Annotated in this window: 22 protein-coding genes; 12 read left to right on the forward strand and 10 right to left on the reverse strand. The window is 70.1% G+C overall.

Annotated features, from left to right (window positions below; all coding sequences use genetic code 11):
- Window positions 1-34: 34 nt before the first annotated feature.
- Genes sufB through DEJ05_RS04960 form a run of 5 tightly spaced genes read left to right on the forward strand, consistent with a single transcriptional unit; the run spans window position 35 to window position 4,265 of the window.
- Window positions 35-1,453, forward strand: a complete 1,419-nt coding sequence (sufB, locus tag DEJ05_RS04940; protein ID WP_111109894.1) for a Fe-S cluster assembly protein SufB — start codon at window positions 35-37, stop codon at window positions 1,451-1,453.
- Window positions 1,454-2,779, forward strand: coding sequence for a Fe-S cluster assembly protein SufD (gene sufD / locus DEJ05_RS04945; RefSeq protein ID WP_111109895.1), 1,326 nt, complete (start codon window positions 1,454-1,456; stop codon window positions 2,777-2,779). It abuts the gene before it with no gap.
- Entirely contained in the window at window positions 2,779-3,105 is a 327-nt protein-coding gene (locus tag DEJ05_RS04950; protein WP_084740352.1) for a non-heme iron oxygenase ferredoxin subunit, read from the forward strand. Before sufD ends, DEJ05_RS04950 begins: the two co-directional genes overlap by 1 nt.
- Before the next feature lie 57 nt (window positions 3,106-3,162).
- The gene (gene sufC, locus DEJ05_RS04955) at window positions 3,163-3,936 is read left to right on the forward strand and encodes a Fe-S cluster assembly ATPase SufC (protein WP_071403760.1); all 774 of its coding nucleotides are present in this window, start codon (window positions 3,163-3,165) and stop codon (window positions 3,934-3,936) included.
- Complete coding sequence (locus DEJ05_RS04960) at window positions 3,936-4,265, forward strand: metal-sulfur cluster assembly factor (RefSeq protein WP_017887270.1); 330 nt, start codon at window positions 3,936-3,938, stop codon at window positions 4,263-4,265. Before sufC ends, DEJ05_RS04960 begins: the two co-directional genes overlap by 1 nt.
- Window positions 4,266-4,548: 283 nt before the next feature.
- On the opposite strand, the gene DEJ05_RS04965 is transcribed toward DEJ05_RS04960, so the two are convergent.
- On the reverse strand, window positions 4,549-5,148 hold the full coding sequence (locus DEJ05_RS04965; protein WP_111109896.1) for a biotin transporter BioY: 600 nt from the start codon (window positions 5,146-5,148) through the stop codon (window positions 4,549-4,551).
- A gap of 115 nt (window positions 5,149-5,263) precedes the next feature.
- On the opposite strand from DEJ05_RS04965, the gene DEJ05_RS04970 reads away from it, so the two are divergent.
- Window positions 5,264-6,862 (forward strand): ABC-F family ATP-binding cassette domain-containing protein, encoded by a 1,599-nt coding sequence (locus DEJ05_RS04970; protein WP_111109897.1) that lies wholly within the window; start codon window positions 5,264-5,266, stop codon window positions 6,860-6,862.
- A gap of 785 nt (window positions 6,863-7,647) precedes the next feature.
- Here the strand turns inward: DEJ05_RS04970 and DEJ05_RS04975 are convergent.
- The 3 genes from DEJ05_RS04975 to DEJ05_RS04985 are packed head-to-tail and all read right to left on the reverse strand — an operon-like array spanning window position 7,648 to window position 9,358.
- Complete coding sequence (locus DEJ05_RS04975) at window positions 7,648-8,631, reverse strand: SURF1 family protein (protein WP_111109898.1); 984 nt, start codon at window positions 8,629-8,631, stop codon at window positions 7,648-7,650.
- Window positions 8,628-8,936, reverse strand: coding sequence for a hypothetical protein (locus DEJ05_RS04980; protein WP_372439414.1), 309 nt, complete (start codon window positions 8,934-8,936; stop codon window positions 8,628-8,630). Before DEJ05_RS04980 ends, DEJ05_RS04975 begins: the two co-directional genes overlap by 4 nt.
- Complete coding sequence (locus tag DEJ05_RS04985; protein ID WP_051596733.1) at window positions 8,936-9,358, reverse strand: DUF3099 domain-containing protein; 423 nt, start codon at window positions 9,356-9,358, stop codon at window positions 8,936-8,938. The genes DEJ05_RS04980 and DEJ05_RS04985 overlap by 1 nt, the downstream gene beginning before the upstream one ends.
- 165 nt (window positions 9,359-9,523) lie before the next feature.
- Between DEJ05_RS04985 and fabG the strand changes: the two genes are divergently transcribed.
- Window positions 9,524-10,237, forward strand: a complete 714-nt coding sequence (fabG, locus tag DEJ05_RS04990; RefSeq protein ID WP_027465673.1) for a 3-oxoacyl-ACP reductase FabG — start codon at window positions 9,524-9,526, stop codon at window positions 10,235-10,237.
- Window positions 10,238-10,249: 12 nt separating this feature from the next.
- Here the strand turns inward: fabG and serB are convergent, their stop codons facing one another.
- Both serB and DEJ05_RS05000 read right to left on the reverse strand, forming a co-directional pair.
- Window positions 10,250-10,888: a phosphoserine phosphatase SerB gene (gene serB, locus DEJ05_RS04995; RefSeq protein ID WP_111103014.1), complete on the reverse strand. Its 639-nt coding sequence runs from the start codon at window positions 10,886-10,888 to the stop codon at window positions 10,250-10,252.
- 108 nt (window positions 10,889-10,996) lie between these two features.
- Entirely contained in the window at window positions 10,997-12,238 is a 1,242-nt protein-coding gene (locus tag DEJ05_RS05000; protein ID WP_071403983.1) for a glucose-1-phosphate adenylyltransferase, read from the reverse strand.
- A gap of 47 nt (window positions 12,239-12,285) precedes the next feature.
- Here DEJ05_RS05000 and glgA point away from each other — a divergent pair, with 47 nt between their 5' ends.
- The 3 genes from glgA (at window position 12,286) to DEJ05_RS05015 (ending at window position 14,628) form a co-directional block, all read left to right on the forward strand.
- Entirely contained in the window at window positions 12,286-13,485 is a 1,200-nt protein-coding gene (glgA, locus tag DEJ05_RS05005) for a glycogen synthase (RefSeq protein WP_111109899.1), read from the forward strand.
- A 9-nt stretch (window positions 13,486-13,494) separates the two neighbouring features.
- The gene (locus DEJ05_RS05010; RefSeq protein WP_111109900.1) at window positions 13,495-14,277 is read left to right on the forward strand and encodes an ABC transporter ATP-binding protein; all 783 of its coding nucleotides are present in this window, start codon (window positions 13,495-13,497) and stop codon (window positions 14,275-14,277) included.
- A gap of 102 nt (window positions 14,278-14,379) precedes the next feature.
- A complete protein-coding gene (locus DEJ05_RS05015; protein ID WP_017887280.1) occupies window positions 14,380-14,628 on the forward strand; it encodes a type B 50S ribosomal protein L31 in 249 nt (82 codons plus the stop codon).
- Between the two features lie 179 nt (window positions 14,629-14,807).
- Here DEJ05_RS05015 and DEJ05_RS05020 read toward each other — a convergent pair whose 3' ends face one another.
- Together DEJ05_RS05020 and treS are read right to left on the reverse strand one after the other, a co-directional pair.
- A complete protein-coding gene (locus tag DEJ05_RS05020; RefSeq protein WP_111223637.1) occupies window positions 14,808-15,554 on the reverse strand; it encodes a 3'-5' exonuclease in 747 nt (248 codons plus the stop codon).
- Between the two features lie 35 nt (window positions 15,555-15,589).
- Window positions 15,590-17,299 (reverse strand): maltose alpha-D-glucosyltransferase, encoded by a 1,710-nt coding sequence (gene treS, locus DEJ05_RS05025; RefSeq protein ID WP_017887282.1) that lies wholly within the window; start codon window positions 17,297-17,299, stop codon window positions 15,590-15,592.
- Between the two features lie 113 nt (window positions 17,300-17,412).
- On the opposite strand from treS, the gene DEJ05_RS05030 reads away from it, so the two are divergent.
- The gene (locus tag DEJ05_RS05030; protein WP_258376087.1) at window positions 17,413-18,405 is read left to right on the forward strand and encodes an alpha/beta fold hydrolase; all 993 of its coding nucleotides are present in this window, start codon (window positions 17,413-17,415) and stop codon (window positions 18,403-18,405) included.
- 5 nt (window positions 18,406-18,410) lie between these two features.
- Window positions 18,411-19,481, forward strand: coding sequence for a glycosyltransferase family 1 protein (locus tag DEJ05_RS05035; RefSeq protein WP_111109916.1), 1,071 nt, complete (start codon window positions 18,411-18,413; stop codon window positions 19,479-19,481).
- Window positions 19,482-19,609: 128 nt separating this feature from the next.
- On the opposite strand, the gene DEJ05_RS05040 is transcribed toward DEJ05_RS05035, so the two are convergent.
- Together DEJ05_RS05040 and DEJ05_RS05045 are read right to left on the reverse strand one after the other, a co-directional pair.
- Window positions 19,610-20,341: a hypothetical protein gene (locus DEJ05_RS05040; RefSeq protein WP_111109901.1), complete on the reverse strand. Its 732-nt coding sequence runs from the start codon at window positions 20,339-20,341 to the stop codon at window positions 19,610-19,612.
- A 49-nt stretch (window positions 20,342-20,390) separates the two neighbouring features.
- Window positions 20,391-21,029 carry a histidine phosphatase family protein gene (locus tag DEJ05_RS05045; RefSeq protein WP_111024980.1) on the reverse strand — a complete coding sequence of 213 codons (639 nt, stop codon included), beginning with the start codon at window positions 21,027-21,029 and terminating at the stop codon, window positions 20,391-20,393.
- Window positions 21,030-21,058 lie beyond the last annotated feature (29 nt).

Below are 21,058 nucleotides of genomic sequence, written 5' to 3' on the forward strand. Positions count from 1 at the left end.
TAACGCTGTCCCGCAAGAAGGAAACGAGGAGACCATGTCCGACGTGCTCATCGACCGTCCCGATCTCGAAGGGCTCGGCCAATACGAGTTCGGCTGGTCCGACTCCGACTCGGCAGGGTCCTCCGCCCGTCGTGGGATCTCGGAAGAGGTCGTCACCGACATCTCGAACCTCAAGGACGAGCCCGAGTGGATGCTGAAGAACCGCCTCAAGGGGCTGTCGCTCTTCGGCCGCAAGCCGATGCCGACGTGGGGTGCCGACCTGACGGGCATCGACTTCGACAACATCAAGTACTTCGTGCGCTCCACGGAGAAGCAGGCACAGTCGTGGGAAGACCTTCCCGAGGACATCCGTGCGACCTACGAGAAGCTCGGCATCCCCGAGGCCGAGCGCCAGCGCCTCGTCGCCGGTGTCGCCGCGCAGTACGAGTCCGAGGTCGTCTACCACCAGATCCGCGAGGACCTGGAGCAGCAGGGTGTCATCTTCATGGACACCGACACGGCGCTCCGTGAGCACCCGGAGCTGTTCGAGGAGTACTTCGGCACCGTGATCCCGGCCGGCGACAACAAGTTCGCCGCGCTGAACACGGCCGTCTGGTCCGGTGGCTCGTTCGTCTACGTCCCGAAGGGCGTCCACGTCGAGATCCCGCTGCAGGCCTACTTCCGGATCAACACCGAGAACATGGGCCAGTTCGAGCGGACGCTGATCATCGCGGACGAGGACTCGTACGTCCACTACATCGAGGGCTGCACCGCCCCGATCTACAAGTCCGACTCGCTGCACTCGGCGGTCGTCGAGATCATCGTGAAGAAGAACGCCCGCGTTCGGTACACGACGATCCAGAACTGGTCGAACAACGTCTACAACCTCGTCACCAAGCGTGCGATCGCACACGAGGGCGCGACGATGGAGTGGATCGACGGCAACATCGGGTCCAAGGTCACGATGAAGTACCCGTCGATCTACCTCGCCGGAGAGCACGCCAAGGGCGAGACGCTCTCCGTCGCCTTCGCCGGCCCCGGTCAGCACCAGGACGCCGGCGCGAAGATGATCCACATGGCGCCGTACACGACGTCCTCGATCGTCTCGAAGTCGATCGCCCGTGGTGGCGGTCGTGCGGGCTACCGCGGTGAGGTCCGGGTCGACCCGGCCGCGCACCACGCCGCCAACACCGTGCGCTGCGACGCCCTGCTGGTCGACACGATCAGCCGGAGCGACACCTACCCGGCGATCGACATCCGTGTCGACGACGTGCAGCTGGGACACGAGGCCACGGTCTCGCGTGTCAGCGAGGAGCAGCTCTTCTACCTCATGTCCCGCGGCATGGCCGAGGACGAGGCGATGGCGATGATCGTCCGTGGCTTCATCGAGCCGATCGCCCGCGAGCTCCCGATGGAGTACGCACTCGAACTCAACAAGCTCATCGAGATGAGCATGGAAGGATCCGTCGGCTAGATGTCCAGCACCACCCCTCCCCACATCGACCAGCCGATCGAGCCCGCTGCCGCAGCGCAGGGCGGCACCCAGCACGGCGCCGGAGCCCACTCCGACGGCGGCTGGGACGCCCCCGACAAGAAGGTGCCGGTCCAGACCCGCTCCGAGCGGTTCCAGTCCGGCGACGTCGAGGCGTTCCCGAAGGTCACCGGCCGAGAGGTCAACTGGAAGTTCGCGCCGCTCGCCAAGCTCCAGCCGCTGCTGGACGGCGCGCTCGACGGATCCGCCTACCCGTACCTCGCCCGCCAGTCCGAGGGCGCCGACGTCGAGTGGGGTCGCAGCGACGACCCCCGCGTCGGCTCCGCCGGCCTGCCCGAGGACCGCGCGTCGGCCGCAGCCTGGACCGCCCGTGACGCGGTCCTGGCGATCACGATCAAGGCCACCCAAGCGCACGAGTTCATCACCGTGACCCGTTCCGACTTCGGGTCGCAGCCCCGCGCCGCGCACACGGTCATCACGGCCGAGCCGAACTCCCAGGGCATCGTCGTGCTCGACAACCGCGGCAGCGCCCTGCTGAGCGAGAACATCGAGATCGTCGCGCAGCAGAACGCACGACTGACCGTCGTCAGCCTGCAGGACTGGGACGACGACGCCGTGCACGTCTCGACCCACTTCGCGGAGGTCGGCCGCGATGCCTTCCTCAAGCACGTCGTGGTCTCGCTCGGCGGCGACGTCATCCGCGTCAACCCCTCGACGCACCTCGGTGCGCAGGGCGCCGACACGGAGATGTACGGCGTGTACTTCGCCGACGCCGGCCAGTACATCGAGCAGCAGGTCTACGTGAACCACGACGCGCCCAACACGCGCGGTCGGGTCAACTACAAGGGCGCGCTGCAGGGCCAGGGCGCGCACACCGTCTGGATCGGCGACGTCCTGATCGGCCGCGCCGGTGACGGCACCGACTCGTACGAGCAGAACCGCAACCTCGTGCTGACGGACGGCACCCGTGCCGACAGCATCCCGAACCTCGAGATCGAGACGGGCAACATCGAGGGCGCCGGCCACGCGAGTGCGACCGGTCGCTTCGACGACGAGCAGCTGTTCTACCTGCAGTCCCGCGGCGTCCCGGAAGAAGAAGCCCGGCGCCTCGTCGTGCTCGGCTTCCTGGTCGAGGTCATCCAGAAGATCGGTGCACCCGAGCTCGAGGAACGCCTCATCGCCGCGGTCGAGCAGGAGCTGGCCGAGGGCCGTTCGGTCATCGCCGCACCGGCCGAGGCGGGCGACGCACAGGCCGCCACCGCGCAGGCTTCCGCCCCGCAGACCGCCGCCCCGCAGGCCACCGCCTGATGGCCGAGAAGGTCTGCGCCGAAGCCGACATCGCGGTGGACAGCCCGATGCGGGTGGTCGTCGACGGCACGGCGGTCGCGATCGTGAAGGACTCGTCCGGCACGGTCCACGCCATCGGCGACACCTGCACGCACGGCGACATCTCGCTGGCCGAGGGCTTCGTCGAGGGCGACTCGCTGGAGTGCTGGGCCCACGGGTCCCGCTTCTCGCTGGCCACCGGCAAGCCGCAGAACTTCCCGGCCTACGAGCCAGTCCCGGTCTTCCGGGTCGAGGTCCGCGACGGCGACGTCTACGTCGACGTGCAGGACGTCGTCCCGGTCGACTGAGCACCCCCAACACTTCCCGCGGCTGACGCCGCACACAGCTGCAACCGAAGGAACGCAATGTCCACTCTGGAAATCCGTGACCTCAAGGTCTCGATCGACACCGACCAGGGCACCAAGGAGATCCTGAAGGGTGTCGACCTCACCATCAACGAGGGCGAGATCCACGCGATCATGGGGCCGAACGGCTCCGGTAAGTCCACCCTGGCGTACACCATCGCCGGTCACCCGCGGTACAACGTCGTCGGTGGCACGATCACCCTCGACGGCGAGGACGTCCTCGCGATGAGCGTCGACGAGCGTGCCCGTGCCGGCATGTTCCTGGCGATGCAGTACCCGGTCGAGATCCCCGGCGTCACGGTGTCGAACTTCCTCCGCACCGCCAAGACGGCGATCGACGGTGAGGCTCCGGCGCTCCGTGGATGGATCAAGGAACTCCGCCAGTCGATGGCCGACCTGAAGATGGACTCGTCGTTCGCCGAGCGCAACGTCAACGAGGGCTTCTCCGGTGGCGAGAAGAAGCGCCACGAGATCATGCAGCTCGAGCTCCTCAAGCCGAAGTTCGCGGTCCTCGACGAGACCGACTCCGGCCTCGACGTCGACGCGCTGAAGATCGTCTCCGAGGGCGTCAACCGCGCCAAGGCCGCGACCGGCCTCGGTGTGCTGCTCATCACGCACTACACGCGCATCCTCCGCTACATCAAGCCGGACTTCGTGCACGTGTTCGTCGCCGGCAAGATCGCGGAGCAGGGCGGCCCCGAGCTCGCCGACCGCCTCGAGAACGAGGGCTACGACCGCTACGTTCAGGTCGCCGCCGCCGAGGCGCAGGCCTGATGATCGCCGCACTCGCTCCCGACAAGTTCGACGAGGTCGTCGAGGGCCTGAAGGAGGTCCAGGACCCGGAGCTCGGCGTGAACATCGTCGACCTCGGCCTGATCTACGACCTCGCCTGGGACGACGACGCCAACGCGCTCGTCATCAGCATGACGCTCACCAGCGCGGGCTGCCCACTGACCGACGTCATCGAGGGGGACACCGCGAACGCCCTCGACGGCATCGTGGACGCCTTCCGGATCAACTGGGTCTGGATGCCGCCGTGGGGTCCGGAACGGATCACCGACGACGGCCGCGAGATGATGCGCGCCCTCGGGTTCGCGATCTAGTCGCGACCCACCACGGACGGGAGGCGCGGTGCCAGCTGGCACCGCGCCTCCCGTCCGTCTGTGCGCACGCCACGCGCGGGGCACGCCGCCGAGTGGTCGCGACCACCCGCTCGCGTTCGCCGAGTGGTCACGTTCTGTCGGCTGACAGCGCTCCAGGCGACGGAATGCGACCACTCGGCGTCCGGGTGGCGGGGAGTCGTGACCGACCACCGGGCCGGTCACCCGCACCGGACGCAGAACGGCCCCGCACCGATCAGGTGCGGGGCCGTTCTCGTGCGAGGTGTCAGCGGCGACCGACGGCCTTCCACGCGAGCGGCAGGATGCCGGCGGCGATGAGGGCCTTGGCGATGCCACCGACGATGAACGGGTACAGGCCGGCGGCGAGCACCGACTGGACGTCGTTCGGGGCGCCGAGCTGGCCGAGCGCCACGGCCAGGTACGGCAGGCCGGTCACGAACGGGATGGCACTCGCGAGCAGCATCGCGGCCGCGGCGCGACCGACGTTGCGGTCCCAGTTGCGGCGGGCGAGCCAGCCGACGAGCCCGGCGGCGGGGATGAAGCCGATGACGTACCCGAAGCTCGGCAGGGCCAGGGCCTGCAGACCGCCCTGCATGTCGGCGAAGAACGGGGCGCCCGCGAGTCCGGCGACGGCATAGACGAGCAGCGAGAGCATGCCGCGACGTGCGCCGAGGGTCGCGCCGACGAGCACGACGGCCAGCGTCTGCCCGGTGATCGGGACCGGCCACATCGGGACCTCGAGCTGCGCCATGGCGGCGGTGAACAGGGCTCCGCCGGCGACGAGGGCGGCGTCGGTGGCCAGCCCGTGCGTGCGCAGACGGTCGGCGAGGACTGCGCGGGGAGCGAACCCGGTGGCGTTCGTCATGGATTCTCCTAGAATGGACTGCTGGTTCCGTTCGGAACCATCGGTCCCGTCAGCGTAGCGGTGCACCTCCCGCACACACCGTTGTGCAAACCCACCAACTGATTGGACGTCCACTGTGCTTGCCGTGCACGAACTCGAGATCCGCGTCGGAGCTCGTCTCCTCATGGAAGACGTGTCCTTCCGTGTCGAGAAGGGCGACAAGATCGGACTCGTCGGCCGCAACGGCGCGGGGAAGACGACGATGACCAAGGCCCTCGCGGGCGAGACGCAGCCCAACGGTGGCACGATCGACCGCGGCGGCGAGATCGGCTACCTGCCGCAGGACCCCCGCTCCGGCGACCCGGAGGAGACCGCGCGGAAGCGCATCCTCGACGCCCGTGGGCTCGGTGAGCTCGTGGAGGGCATCCGCCTCGCCACGCTCGACATGGCGAGCGACGACGCGGCCGTTGCCGAGAAGGCGATGCGACGCTACAGCCGCCTCGACGACCAGTTCAACGCGCTCGGTGGCTACGCGGCCGAGGCCGAGGCGGCGTCGATCGCCTCGAACCTGAAGCTGCCGGACCGCATCCTCGACCAGCAGCTCAAGACGCTATCGGGTGGTCAGCGCCGTCGCATCGAGCTCGCCCGGATCCTGTTCTCGGACGCCGAGACGATGATCCTCGACGAGCCGACCAACCACCTCGACGCCGACTCCGTCGTGTGGCTCCGCGAGCACCTGAAGACCTACCCCGGTGGCGTCATCATCATCTCCCACGACGTGGAGCTCGTCGACGAGGTCGTGAACCGCGTCTTCTACCTGGACGCCAACCGCCAGACCATCGACATCTACAACATGGGCTGGAAGCTGTACCAGCGGCAGCGCGTCGCCGACGAGGAGCGCCGCCGCAAGGAGCGCGCGGGCGCCGAGAAGAAGGCCGCCACGCTCAAGGACCAGGCCGCTCGGTTCGGCGCCAAGGCGTCGAAGGCCGCGGCCGCGCACCAGATGGTCGCGCGTGCCGACAAGCTGCTCGCCGGCCTCGAGGACGAGCGTGTCGTCGACCGGGTCGCGAAGATCCGCTTCCCCACGCCGGCTCCGTGCGGCCGTACCCCGCTGATGGCGGAGGGCCTGTCGAAGTCGTACGGGTCGCTCGAGATCTTCGCGGGTGTCGACCTGGCGATCGACCGCGGTTCGCGCGTGGTCATCCTCGGCTTCAACGGTGCGGGCAAGACGACGCTGCTCCGCATCCTGGCGGGTGCTGACCAGCCCGACACCGGCGAGATCCAGCCCGGTCACGGTCTGCGCGTCGGCTACTACGCGCAGGAGCACGAGAACATCGACATCAACCGCACCGTGATCGAGAACATGGTGTCGGCGTCGACGGACCTCAACGAGACCGAGGCCCGTCGGGTGCTCGGCTCGTTCCTGTTCACCGGAGACGACGGCTACAAGAAGGCCGGTGTCCTGTCCGGTGGTGAGAAGACGCGTCTGTCGCTCGCGATGATCGTGGTGTCCGGCGCGAACGTCCTGTTGCTCGACGAGCCGACGAACAACCTGGACCCGGCTTCGCGCGAGGAGATCCTCAACGCCCTGGCCGGCTTCGAGGGGGCGGTCGTCCTGGTGTCCCACGACGCCGGCGCGGTCGAGGCGCTCAACCCCGAGCGCGTCCTGCTGCTGCCGGACGGCACCGAGGACCACTGGAACAAGGACTACGCGGAGCTCATCGAGCTCGCGTAGCCGCCGCGCGTGTGGTCGGGCGAGGCCCGTCCGCACGGTGCGGTGTTCGCGGTCCGGTGCGGCTATGCGTGCTGGGTGTCCGTTTGTGGCGCTGCACGGTGCTCGGAAGCGCGCACGGGGTTGCGGGGTGCGCACGGTGCGGTCTGGAGGCGCGGTGCCGGTCGTGCGTCGCGCCTCCCGTGCGCACGGTGCCCGGTTCGCCATCCGGTGCGGCGTTGCGTGCTGGGTGCCCGTTTGTGGCCCTGCACGGTGCTCGGAAGCGCGCACGAGGTTGCGACGTGCGCACGGTGCGGTCCCGTCCGCACGGTGCTGCGTTCGCCATCCGGTGCGGGGTTGCGTGCTGGGTGCGCGCTCGTGGCGCTGCACGGTGCGTGGAAGCGCGCACGGGGTTGCGGGGTGGGCACGGTGCGGTCTGGAGGCGCGGTGCCGGTCGTGCGTCGCGCCTCCCGTGCGCACGGTGCCGCGTTCGCCATCCGGTGCGGCGTTGCGTGTTGGGTGTCCGCTTGTCGCGCTGCACGGTGAGTGGAAGCGCGCACGGGATTGCGGGGTGCGCCCGGTGCGTGGAAGCGCGCACGGGGTTGCGGGGTGCGCACGGTGCGGCCGGGAGGCGCGGTGCCGGGCGTGCGTCGCGCCTCCCGTCCGCACGGTGCCCGTTTCGCCATCGGGTGCGGTGTTGCGTGCTGGGTGGGCGCTTGTGGCGCTGCACGGTGCGCGGAACCGCGCACGGGGTTGCGACGTGCGCACGGTGCGCTGACGCGCACCCACGGCCGCGCCTCAGCCGCGCGTCAGCGACGTGACGCGATGAGCTCGTCCTCGATCTCGGCGTCGGTCTTCGGCTTCGCGTTCTTGCGGCGTTCGCGCTCGAGGGCGCGTTCGCGCTCCTCGGGGTCGTCCTGGTTGAGGTTCCGGTACTCCTGCACCATCACGTACGCCAGGAACCCGAAGCCGCCGGCGGCGAACAGGAACCACTGGATGAAGTAGCTGAGGTGCAGCCCGGTGTCGGCGTTCGGACGCTCCCAGCCGAGCGGGCGTGCCTCGGTCGGGGCGGGGGACTCGGAGGCGAGCTGCCCGTACGCACCGGTCCAGATCGGGTCGTCGACCTTGTTCGCCACGTCGGCCAGGGTCACCGACTGCACCTGGTCGGTGTCCTTCGGGTCGGATCGGCCGGGGATGCGCGGTTCGCTCTGCTGCAGGCGGATGATCGCGGTGACCTCACCGGACGGGGGAGCGGGCACGTGGTCGGGGGCGTCCTGGGCGTTGCCGGTCGGCACCCACCCGCGGTCGACGATGAAGGCGCGGCCCTCGGACGTGACCAGGGGCGTCAGGACCTCGAACCCGGGCTGCCCGTTGTGCACGCGGTTGCGCACGAGCAGCTGCGAGTCGACGTCGTAGCGGCCGGTCACGGAGACCCGGAGCCACTCCTGCTCGTCCTGCCAGCTCGAGGCCTTCGGTAGCGCCCGGTCGAGGGGGACGGGGGTGTGGTCGTAGTTCTGCGCGACCTGCTCGTTCTGCCGGACGGCCTCGTTGCGGCGGTCCCACTGCCACATGCCGAACAGTGCGCACACGATCGCGAAGGCGACGGCGATCGCGAAGTAGCCGAGCCAGCGGCGGCTCCGGACGAAGCGCCAGCCGACGAACGGTTCGTCGGGGTCCCGACCGGACGAGCCCGACCTGGCGTCGTCGGTCGAGCGGGACTCCGCCGCGGCGCGCTGCAGCTTGGCGGCGTGCTTGCGGCCGTACCGGGACTGCGGGTCGAAGCCGTCGGTCATCGCGAGGTGCCGGTGGAGCGCACCCCGACGTCGTTCTTCGGCGCCGCGGTCGCCTCGCGCTCGTCGTCGAGGTGGTCGACGTCCTCGTGCATGCCGGTGACGCGCACCGGGAACGAGCGGGACCGCAGGTAGTCGGCGAGGAAGTCGCGGTGTTCTTCGCAGGCGGCCCAGATCTTTACGCGGTCGATCGCGTGGATCCGGGGGTTGCGCCAGTTCACGCGCCACCCGGCCGTCGAGGTGCAACCAGCTCGCGAGCACACCGGGGTGGATCCCGGCTCGGTCTGCAGGTCGAACGTCGCACCCATCAGCGGGGTCCCCACATCTTCGATCGGTCGCCGTTGCGCTGCCACTCGTCCTGCGCGTGCTGCGCCTGCTGGCGGAGGCGGTCCTGCTCGTCGCGGTAGGCCTGGGCCCGGGCGTCCTCCTGCTGTTCGCGGAGGCGCGGGTCGACGGCGTCGTAGAGCTCGATGGACCCGGCGGGGGAGATCATGTCGCTCTCGGTCCGGCTGCCGGCGTTCGCGATGACGACGGCGACCCAGGGGATCACCGCGGCGAGGACGATCGGGATGACCGCGAGCCACGAGTGCCAGATCGAGTACACGAGCACGGCGGAGATGAAGAGGACCACTCGGATGGCCATCTGCCAGACGTAGCGGGACAGGCGGTGCGCCCGGTCCTGCTCCGGTGTGTCCGGCAGCGACGTGATGCTCGTGTGCGTGCTCTTCATACAGATGGTCTCCGTCTACCCGTGGTCAAGCCTAATCCCGCCGGACCGATCGTGGGTGCGCCGCGCGCGAACCGGCGGGGTGGTCCGCTCCGGTACGCTCGTCCGGGCGTGTCCGCCGGGTACCCGGCACCGCGTGCCGAGCAGATCCCACCGAACGGAGCGACCATGAGCACCCCCCGTACCGTCCTCATCACCGGCGGCAACCGCGGCATCGGCCACGCCCTGGCCGAGCGGTTCGTCGCCGCCGGCCACCGGGTCGCCGTGACGTCGCGCAGCGGTCAGGGGGGTCCCGAGGGCGCGCTGACGGTGCAGGCCGACATCACCGACACGGCCTCCGTCGACGCCGCGTTCACGCAGGTCGAGGCCGAGCTCGGTCCGATCGAGGTCCTCGTCGCGAACGCCGGCATCACGAACGACCAGCTGCTCCTCCGCATGTCCGAGGACGACTTCACCAGCGTGGTCGACACGAACCTCACGGGCACCTTCCGCGTCGTCAAGCGCGCCACGAAGGGCATGATGAAGGCCAAGTTCGGCCGCATCGTGCTGATGTCCAGCGTCGTGGGCGCCTACGGCCAGATCGGCCAGGTCAACTACGCGTCCTCGAAGGCCGCCCTGGTCGGCATGGCCCGGTCGATCACGCGTGAGCTCGGCTCGCGCGGCATCACCGCCAACGTCGTGGCGCCGGGCTTCATCCAGACGGACATGACCGCCGCGCTCTCCGACGAGCTGCAGGCCGAGTTCAAGAAGGCGATCCCGGCCGCCCGCTACGGCACGGTCGACGACGTCGCCGACGCCACGCTGTTCCTGGCGAGCGACGGCGCCGGGTACGTCTCCGGTGCGATCATCCCCGTCGACGGCGGCCTCGGGATGGGCCACTAGCCCTCGGACTGATCAGCCGCGCAGACCGAGCGTCGCGAGCACGGCGGACAGGTCGCGGTCGACGACCGCGACGTCCGCCTGGTCCCGCACGCGCGGCTTCGCGTCGAACGCCACCGAGAGCGCGGCGACGCGCATCATCTCGAGGTCGTTCGCGCCGTCGCCGATGGCGATGGTCCGTGCCGGGTCGACCCCGTCGGCGTCCGCCCACTCGCGGAGCGCGACGGCCTTGGCGTGCGCGTCGACGACGTCGCCGAGCACGCGGCCGGTGAGCACGCCGTCGGTGACCTCGAGGCGGTTCGCCCGGCAGTGGTCGAGGCCCAGCTGCTCGGCGAACGGGTCGAGCACTTCGTGGAACCCGCCGGACACCACGCCGACGGTGCCGCCTGCGGCGTGCACCCCACGGACGAGCTGGTCGGCGCCCCGCGTCACACGGACCGACTGCTGTGCACGGACGAAGACGTCTGCCTGGAGGCCCGCAAGGGTCGCGACACGCTCCCGGAGGCTCTCGGCGAAGTCGAGTTCCCCGCGCATGGCGCGCTCCGTGATCGCCGCCACCTGTGGCCGGGTCCCGGCGCTGTCGGCGAGCAGTTCGATCACCTCGTCCTCGAGGAGCGTGGAATCGGCATCGAGGACGACGAGGAAGCGGGGCACGCACCAACGGTACCGACTGACGGAGGCACGGCCGCGTCCGTGACGCGAGCCGTGCCTCCAGGCCGTCCGTCCGGGGCTGCGCCCCGGGTGCTTGCCTGTTCGTCGTGTCTACGCGTCGACGCGGACGCCCTTGCCGACCACGGTGATGCCGGATTCGGTGACGGTGAAGCCGCGTGCCTCGTCGGCCTCGCGGTCGACGCCGACCTGCGCGCCCGGTGCGATGACGACGTCCTTGTCGAGGATGGCGCGGTTGACGACCGCGCCGGCGCCGATGGTGGCGCGCTCGAAGACGATCGAGTCGAGGACCTTCGCGCCGGAGTCGATCGAGCACCAGGGCCCGATCATGCTGCGCTCGACCTGCGCACCCGACACCAGGCAGCCGAGCGACACGAGCGAGTCCACCGTGGACCCGGTGTTGCCGTTCGCGTCGCGGACGAACTTCGCCGGCGGCAGGTTCGTCTGCTGGTTGAAGATCGGCCAGTCCTGGTTGTACAGGTTGAAGACCGGGACCGGGGCGATGAGGTCCATGTGGGCGTCGAAGAACGAGTCGATGGTGCCCACGTCGCGCCAGTAGTACTTGTCGCGGTCGGTGGAACCGGGGACCTCGTTGCGCTGCAGGTCGTACACGCCGGCGTCGCCGCGGTTGACGAAGTCGGGGACGATGTCGCCGCCCATGTCGTGCGCGGACGTCTCGAGCTGGCCGTCGCGCAGGACCGCGTCGACGAGGGCGTCCGCGTTGAAGACGTAGTTGCCCATCGAGGCCAGGATCTCGCCGGGGGAGTCGGCGAGACCGATCGCGTCCTTCGGCTTCTCGAGGAACGCCTCGATCTTCGTAGGGTCATCGTCGGCCACCTGGATCACGCCAAACTGGTCGGCGAGCCCGATCGGCTGACGGATCGCCGCCACCGTGGCACTGCGGCCGGACGCGATGTGCGCCTCGACCATCTGGTGGAAGTCCATCCGGTACACGTGGTCCGCACCGACGACGACCACGATGTCGGGGCGTTCGTCGCGCAGCAGGTTGAGCGACTGCAGGATCGCGTCGGCCGAGCCGGCGAACCAGCGCTTGCCGAGCCGCTGCTGCGCGGGGACGGACGCGACGTAGGAGCCGAGCAGCCCCTCCATGCGCCACGTCTCCGCGACGTGCCGGTCGAGACTGTGCGACTTGTACTGGGTCAGGACGACGATCTTCTGCAGACCGGAGTTGACCAGGTTCGACAGTGCGAAGTCGATGAGACGGAAGTTGCCGCCGAACGGGACGGCGGGCTTCGCGCGATCGGCCGTGAGCGGCATGAGTCGTTTGCCCTCGCCGCCGGCGAGCACGATGCCGAAGACCTTCTTTGGTGCCATGCCGCTCACAGTAGGCGTCAGCACTGGGAACCGGTTACGTTGAACCAGTGCGAGTCGATCTGCTGACCAGGGAGTATCCGCCGGAGGTCTACGGCGGAGCGGGTGTCCACGTGTCCGAACTCACCGCCGCGTTGCGGTCGGGGACGGACACGGAAGTCCGTGTCCGGGCCTTCGGGGCCTTCCGTGACGAACCCGACGTGTGGGGCTACCGGACCCCGGACGGCCTCGGCCAGGCGAACGGCGCGCTGCAGGCCCTCGGGACCGACGTGGCCATCGCGGCCGACGTCGATGGTGCCGACCTCGTGCACTCGCACACCTGGTACGCGAACTCCGCGGGCCGGATCGCGCAGCTGACCTACGGCATCCCCCACATCGTGACCGCCCACAGCCTCGAGCCGCTCCGCCCGTGGAAGGCCGAGCAGCTCGGCGGCGGCTACCGCCTGTCCAGCTGGATGGAGCGCGAGGCGTTCGAACACGCCGACGGCGTCATCGCGGTCTCGAAGGCCATGCGTGCGGACATCCTGCGTTCGTACCCGTCGATCGACCCCGCGAAGGTCCACGTCGTCTACAACGGCATCGACATCGACGCGTGGAAGCCGACCGTCGACGAGGACGCCGTGCGCGCCCTCGGCATCGACCCGACTCGCCCGAGCGTCGTGTTCGTCGGACGCATCACCCGCCAGAAGGGCCTGCCGTACCTGCTCCGTGCCGTGGCGTCGCTGCCGTCGGACGTGCAGATCGTGCTGTGTGCCGGCGCGCCGGACACCCCCGAGATCCTGGCCGAGGTCACCGAGCTCGTCGAGGGCCTCCGCGCGGAACGTGAAGGCGTCGTCTGGATCGACCGGATGCTCGCGCACGAGGAGATCGTGAACGTGCTGTCCTCGGGCACCGTGTTCGTCTGCCCGTCGGTCTACGAGCCGCTCGGCATCGTGAACCTCGAGGCGATGGCGTGCGGCATCCCGGTCGTCGGCACCGGCACCGGGGGCATCCCCGAGGTCGTCGCCGACGGGCTCACCGGCCGAATTGTCCCGATCGACCAGGTGCAGGACGGCACGGGCACCCCGACCGACCCCGACCGCTTCGTGGCCGACCTCGCCGCGACCCTCACCGAGGTGCTCGCCGACGAGGGGCTGGCGAAGCTCATGGGACGCGCCGGACGGCTCCGTGTCGAGACCGAGTTCACCTGGGACGCGATCGCCACCAGGACACGGCAGGTCTACGACCGGGTGCTCGGCCAGAACCCGTAGGCTGGTCGCATGCCCTCGGTCGTGCGCTTGTCAGACGTCTCCGTGGTCCGCAACGGGGCCACCATCCTCGACGCGATCTCGTGGGAGGTGCAGGACGACGAACGCTGGGTCGTGCTCGGCGCGAACGGCGCCGGCAAGACGACGCTGCTCCAGGTCGCCGGTGCCCAGACGTTCCCGACCTCGGGTGACGTCGAGGTGCTCGGGACCGAACTCGGCGGTGCCGACCTGTTCGAGCTCCGCCCGCGCATCGGCTTCGCGTCGACCGCGCTGGCCCGTCGCATCCCGGTGACCGAGAAGGTCATCGACGTCGTGCTCACCGCGGCGTACTCGGTCACGGGCCGCTGGAACGAGGAGTACGAGGAGCTCGACGTCCGTCGCGCGCAGCGCGTGCTCGAGGAGTGGGGCCTGGGGTCCTTCACCGACCGCACGTTCGGCGACCTGAGCGACGGCGAGCAGAAGCGCGTGCAGATCGCCCGTGCCGTCATGACCGACCCGGAGATCCTGTTCCTCGACGAACCGGCCGCGTCGCTCGACCTCGGTGCCCGGGAGAGCCTCGTCCGCACCCTCGGCGGCTACGCCCAGAGCGCCGACTCGCCGGCCATCGTCATCGTGACCCACCACGTCGAGGAGATCCCGGCCGGCTTCACCCACGCGCTCGTCCTCGCCGACGGCCACGTACAGGCCGCCGGCCCCATCGACGAGGTCCTGACGGACCAGATCCTGACCGAGGCGTTCGGCATCGACCTCTCGGTCACCAAGGACGCCGGTCGCTACACGGCACGCGCCGCGTAGCGCTGCGATCCCGCCGTCTCTCTGGTATCGTGGACGGCTGGCGCAAGCCGACGACTTCCCGCGCAGTTCGCGCAATCCCATCACCGCTATCGAGGAATCTCCATGAAGACCGACACCCACCCCGAGTACCGCGCCATCGTCTTCCGCGACCTGGCCTCCGGTGAGACGTTCCTGACGCGTTCGACCGCGAACAGCGACAAGACCATCGAGCTCGACGGTGCGACCTACCCGGTCATCGACGTCGAGATCTCGTCCGCTTCGCACCCGTTCTACACGGGCAAGCAGCGCATCCTCGACTCGGCCGGTCGCGTCGAGAAGTTCAACCAGCGCTTCAAGGGCTTCAGCAAGTAAGCAGCCCCCACGCAACGCCCACGGGCGGTCCTCCTCCGGGAGGGCCGCCCGTTCGCGTTGTGCGGCGTTTCCGGCCGGCGCTGTACTCGGACACAAGACACCGGTGTTCACGCGTCACACCGCGGTCTGCGGGTGTTCGGCGCGTGAACACCGGTGTCTTGCGAGGGGGCAGGGCGTGGTCAGGCGCCGTTGCGGTGGGGCCAGCGGCCGTCGGCGGTGAACGTCGGGTCGCGCTTCTTGCGCATGTAGTCCTGGAACGAGGTGGCCTGCTCGGCGCACCAGCCGACCTGCTTGCGGTGGAGTTCCTCGGCGGAGATGCCGAGCTCGTCCGGGTACTTGCCCGCGATGGCCTGGGCGACACGCCCGGCAGCGATCGCGTCGGCTCCGGCGTCGTGCGCGTCGTCGAGCGTGACGCCGTAGAGCTCGGACGCGGCCTCGAGCGTGCGCTTGCCCTTGCGGAAGGTGTCGAGCGCCTTGTCGATCACCAGCGGGTCGACGACGTTGCCGATGACGGGCGAGGCGAACCCGTGCCGCTTCGCTTCGCGGTCGAGCACGGTGAGGTCGTACGGGGCGTTGTAGATCACCAGGGGGATGCCCCGGGCGAACACGGCCTCGATCGCGGCGATGATCTCGGCGACGACCTCGGCCGCAGGGCGTCCCTCGGCCTGGGCACGTTCGGTGGTGTAGCCGTGCACGGCGGCGGCGCCCTCGGGGATCGGGACGCCGGGGTCCGCGATCCAGGCACCCTCGACGATGGAGGCCCCGGTCATGTCGATGAGCCCGACGTGGGCGGTGACGATGCGGGCCGTCTCGACGTCGACCCCGGTGGTCTCGAGGTCGAAGACGCCCAGCGCATGCCACCAGGGCCGACCCGTGAGGTCCTGGGACGGAGCGGGCGCGTCGAGCTGTGCTGTGGGGAACGTCACGCGGTCAGGCTAACGGGACGCACCGACACCCCCGACTACCGGGTCGGCGCGCCGACGTGCAGCCAGTAGAACGACTGCGTGCCCATGGTGAGCGTGACGGTGCCGTCCTCGTCGAACGACGGGAACGAGCTGCCGCCGAACAGGTCGTAGAGCGGACGCCCCGCGAACTCCGGCGCGGAGATCGTGACCGAGGTCGGGTTCGTCGCGAACGAGAACACGCACAGGACGTCCTCGGCGGACGGCCCGAACTGCTGCCCGGAGCCCTCCCACGAGCGGACGAAGGCGAGCACCGAGTCGTTGGAGGTCTCCTGCACGTTCAGGGAGCCGAGACCGAACACCGGGTGGGCCTTGCGCGTGTGGATGACGTTCCGGACCCAGTGCAGCAGCGAGCGCGACTGGGCGAGCTGCGCCTCGACGTTGACCTGCGCGTAGTTGTACACGAGCGACTGGACGACGGGCAGGTAGAGCTTGCCCGGGTCGGCGGTGGAGAAGCCGGCGTTGCGGTCCGGCGTCCACTGCATCGGCGTGCGCGAGGAGTCACGGTCCGGCAGCCAGATGTTGTCGCCCATCCCGATCTCGTCGCCGTAGTACAGGAACGGCGAACCGGGCAGCGAGAACAGCAGCGCGTGGATGAGCTCGAGCTCGGCGCGCGAGTTGTCGAGCAGGGGAGCGAGGCGTCGGCGGATACCGATGTTCGAGCGCATCCGCGGGTCGTAGCCGTACCAGCCGTACATCGCCTGCCGGTACTCCTCGCTCACCATCTCGAGCGTGAGCTCGTCGTGGTTGCGGAGGAAGACGCCCCACGCCGCGCTGGCCGGCACGTCGAGGGTCTCGGACAGGATCGCCTTGAGCTCGGCGGCGTGCTGGGCGCGGAGCGAGTAGAAGATGCGGGGCATGACCGGGAAGTCGAACGCCATGTGGCACTCGGGCTCCTCGTCGGTGCCGAAGAACGCCGCCGTCTCGCGCGGCCACTGGTTCGCCTCGGCCAGGAGCACACGCCCGGGGTACTCGTCGTCGACCATGGCGCGGAGCTTCTTGATGAACTCGTGGGTCTCCGGCTCGCCCTCGCCGTTGCCCTCCTCTGACTCGAACAGGTACGGGATCGCGTCGAGCCGGAGCCCGTCGACGCCCATGTCGAGCCAGTGCCGGACGACGTCGTAGATCGCCTCGATGACCGCGGGGTTCTCGAAGTTCAGGTCGGGCTGGTGCGAGAAGAAGCGGTGGAAGAAGAACTGGCGTCGGACCGGGTCGAAGGTCCAGTTGGACTCCTCGGTGTCGACGAAGATGATGCGGATGTTCGAGTAGTCCTCGTCGGTGTCCCGCCAGACGTAGAAGTCGCCGTAGGGGCCGTCCGGGTCCTCGCGGGACTGCTGGAACCACTCGTGCTGGTCGCTGGTGTGGTTGATCACCATGTCGATCACGATGCGCATGTTCCGCTCGTGCGACTTCGTGACGAGCTCGCGGAAGTCGTCGAGCGTGCCGAACTCCGGCAGGATCGCCCGGTAGTCGGCGATGTCGTACCCGCCGTCGCGCATCGGCGACTGGAAGAACGGCGGCAGCCACAGGGCGTCCACGCCGAGCCACTGCAGGTAGTCGAGCTTGCCGATCACGCCCTGGATGTCGCCGATGCCGTCTCCGTTGGAGTCGACGAACGACCGGATCATGCACTCGTAGAAGACCGAGCGCTTGTACCACTGCGGGTCGAGCGTCAGGCCGGGCAGCTGGATCGGGGCTGTGAAGGTCACCGTGCTCCTCGTCGTCATCGACGGACCGGTCGACGGCCCGCCCCGGACACGATAGGCGCGAGATGCTGCGGGTGTCCGGGGTTTCGTGCGGTTCGCTCCCTAGACTGGCGCGGATGCAACCGCCCGTGCTCTCCCCGTACCAGTCGTTGATGGCCGCCACCCCGGTCGTGCACCGGGCCGTCCAGGTCGACGGCCGGACCACGCACTACTGGGTCTACGGGCCCGAGGACTCGGATCGCACCGTGCTCGCCGTGCACGGGTTCCGCGGGGACCACCACGGGCTCGAGACCATCGCCGCGCACCTCGAAGGTGTCCGTGTGATCGTGCCGGACCTGCCCGGCTTCGGCGTGTCCGACCCGCTGCCGGTGTCGGACATCGACGCGTACGTGGCCTGGCTGACCGGGTTCCACGCCGCGCTCGGGCTCGGCCGCGACACGGTCGTGCTCGGGCACTCGTTCGGATCGATCGTGGTGTCGGCCACCGTCGCCGCCGGGCTCGACACCCGGCTGCTCGTCCTCGTCAACCCCATCGCGGCCCCGGCACTGCAGGGACCGCGTGCCGTCGGGACCGCGATCGCGATCGGGTACTACCGCGCCGGCGCGGTCCTGCCGAAGCCGATCGGGCTCGGGATCCTGCGGAACGGCGCGATCGTCCGGGCGATGAGCATCGCGATGCTGAAGTCGCACGACCCCGCCGTCCGTCGATGGGTGCACGACCAGCACGACCGGTACTTCTCGGCCTTCGCGAACCGCACGAGCGTGCTCGAGGCGTTCCGCACCTCGGTCACCCACGACGTCTCCGAGTACGCCGACCGCATCCACGTGCCCGTGCTGCTCGTCGCGGCCGAGCACGACGACATCACCGCCGTCCCCGAACAGCGCGCACTCGCCGAGCGGCTGCGTGACGCCGAGCTCGTCGTGATCCCGGGGGTCGGCCACCTGGTGCACTACGAGACGCCGGCTCCGGCCGCGGCGGCCGTGCTCCGCCGGATGGCGGACACGACCGGGCGTGCGGGACGCCATGGACGCACTGGACGCGGCGCGGCCGCGACGGACAGCCGACCGTCGGGGGCGGGGCGGGCCTCCCGGACGGCGGACGCGTCGTGACGCGCCTGCGCATCGGCATCGACTGCCGGTACGTGCGGATCGGTCGGCACGACGGCATCAGCCGGTTCACCGCCGGGGTCGTCGCGCACCTGCCGGACCGGCACGACTACGTGCTGCTCGTCAGCGACGAGCGCCAGCTCGAGTCGCTGCCGAGGGACCTGCCGTGGGAGCTGCTGCCCGCGCCGACGGACGCGGGGGAGCCGCTCGTCGCCCGGCGCGTCAACCGGCTCGGGCTCGACGCGGTGTTCTCGCCCATGCAGACGATGGGGTCACGGGGGCGCCGGTACGCGCTCGTCCTGACGCTGCACGACCTGATCTACTACCGCAACCGCACGCCCCCGCGGGAGTTCTCGTGGCCGCTGCGGCTCGGCTGGCGGGCGTTCCACCTGTCCTGGGCGCCGCAGCGGTTCCTGCTGAACGGCGCCGACGGGGTGGTGACGGTGTCCGAGACGACCGCCGGGCTGATCGCCGAGCACCGGCTGACGAAGCGACCCGTGACGGTCGCCTACAACGCGGCCGACCCGGCGACACCGCGGGTGGCCGGAGCGCCACGTGGACGCTCGCTCGTCTACATGGGCTCGTTCATGCCGTACAAGAACGTCGAGACCCTGGCGGCGGCGCTGCCGCTCCTGGGGGCGGACTGGACGCTGCACTGCATGTCGCGGGTGTCCGACGCCGACCGTGCACGGCTCGAGGCGCTGGCTCCCACGGGGACGATCGTGTTCCACGACGGCGCCACCGACGAGGAGTACCTGTCCGTGCTCCGTTCGGCCACCGCGCTGGCGACCGCGTCGTACGACGAGGGGTTCGGCATCCCGCTCGTCGAGGCGATGGGCGTCGGGACCCCGGTCGTCGTCAGCGACATCCCGATCTTCCGGGAGATCGGCGGCTCGGCGGCGGAGTACTTCGACCCGGCGTCGCCGTCCGCCCTTGCCGCGGCCGTCCGGCGGGTCGAGGAACGGTGGGACGAGGCCTCGCGGCAGTCGATTCAGCGTGCCGGTCGGTTCCGGTGGCAGGACTCGGCGGAGCAGGTCGTCCGGGCCGTCGAGCGGGCCGTGGGGGACCGGCGGGGCTGAGGGCTGGTGCGGGTGCGGGCGCGCGGGCTCGCGGTTCGTGACGATGCGGAACGACGATGTCGATGTCGTGCGACGTCGACCGTGTCGTTCCACGTCGGACGCTCGACGACTCCGCGACCACCACACCGTCACTCCGGCGCGATGACCCGCACGTCCGCCCCGGGGAACACCTTCTGCGTCTCCTCGGTGACCCGCGACACGATCGGCGGCACCGCGGCGCCCCGACCCGGGGTCCGCACGACGATCGACTGGTCGCGTGCGGCGTCGGACGGGTCGCCGCCCCGCTCCCACGAGCAACGGACCTCCGTCACACCGCCGATGTGGTCGAGCGTGTCCGCCAGCGCCAGGCGCTTCGCCGCGACCTCGCCGGCACCGGTGACGCCGATCTCCAGGTTGCCGAGGTCGGCGACCACGACGACGCGGACACCGTTGCCGCCGGACTCGTCGGCTGCGCGGCTGATGGCGGCGACCAGGTCACGCCGGGCAGCGGGGTCGAGCGCCGGGTCCGCCCGGACCGAGGCGATGGCGTCGTAGCTCGCGAACGCCGTCTTCGACGGGGCATGGTGCCGCACGTCGGTGACGCCGGGCAGCGCGCGCACGCGCGTGTCGAACCGGTCGAGCGCCACGTCCGGCCGTGGGAAGACCCCGCCGATGCCGTTCTGGACGCTCCCGATGATCGAGCCGAGCACCACGGCGATGACCGCGACCACCGCGAGGGTGCTGCCGCCGATGATGAACCAGGTGCGGGCCCGGGTGCGGGTGGGGACGCTCGCCGTCTCGGGACCGAACACCCGGTCGAGGTCGTCGGCCTGCTGGTCGAGGGCGTGCTGCCCGTGTCGGCTGGTTCCGTCGTCGGACATGTGGCTCCCCTCACCCCGGTGTGCGGGTGCGTCGGAGCCTAGTCCCCGGTCAGCCCCGGCGCTCCAAGGGGTTCTGGTACTCGAACGCGGACCCTCCGGTGGCGTCGGACACGTCGTCGATCGGGTCGTCGAACCGGACGAGTTCGGCGTGGAAGCGCTCGGGGTCCCACCGGAACGAGTGGATGGACCCGTTGCGGATCGGGGTGTTGCGGCGATCGGCGGTGCCGGGGGCTGCGGCGTTCACGACACTGCGGATCACCGCGCCGTGGGTCGCGACCACGACGACGCCGGCGTCGAACCGGACCGCGATCTCACCGAGCGTCTCGGTGACGCGGGCGAGCAGCGCGGAGCGGGACTCCCGACCGGGGATGTCGTCGTGCGGGTACCGTGCCGACACCTCGTCGTCGGTCAGGCCCTCGGCTTCGCCGTAGGAGCGCTCGGCCAGGCCCGGGTACGTCGTCGGTGCGTCGAGGCCCAGGCGGTCGGCGATGATCGCGCCCGTCTCGGCCGCACGGGACAGCGGGGAGGCGACCACCGCGTCGAACGGCCGGCGGGTCAGGAGCTCGGCGGCCTCGGCGGCCTGCCGTCGTCCGGTGTCGTTGAGCGGGATGTCGGTCGAGCCCTGGATGCGGCGCTGCGCGTTCCAGTCGGTCTCGCCGTGCCGGACGAGGTACAGGAGGGTCGTCACCCGTCGATCTTCGCAGACGCGAACGGCAG

The organism is Curtobacterium sp. MCLR17_045 (assembly GCF_003234405.1).
GTDB classification, from domain to species: Bacteria; Actinomycetota; Actinomycetes; order Actinomycetales; family Microbacteriaceae; genus Curtobacterium; species Curtobacterium flaccumfaciens.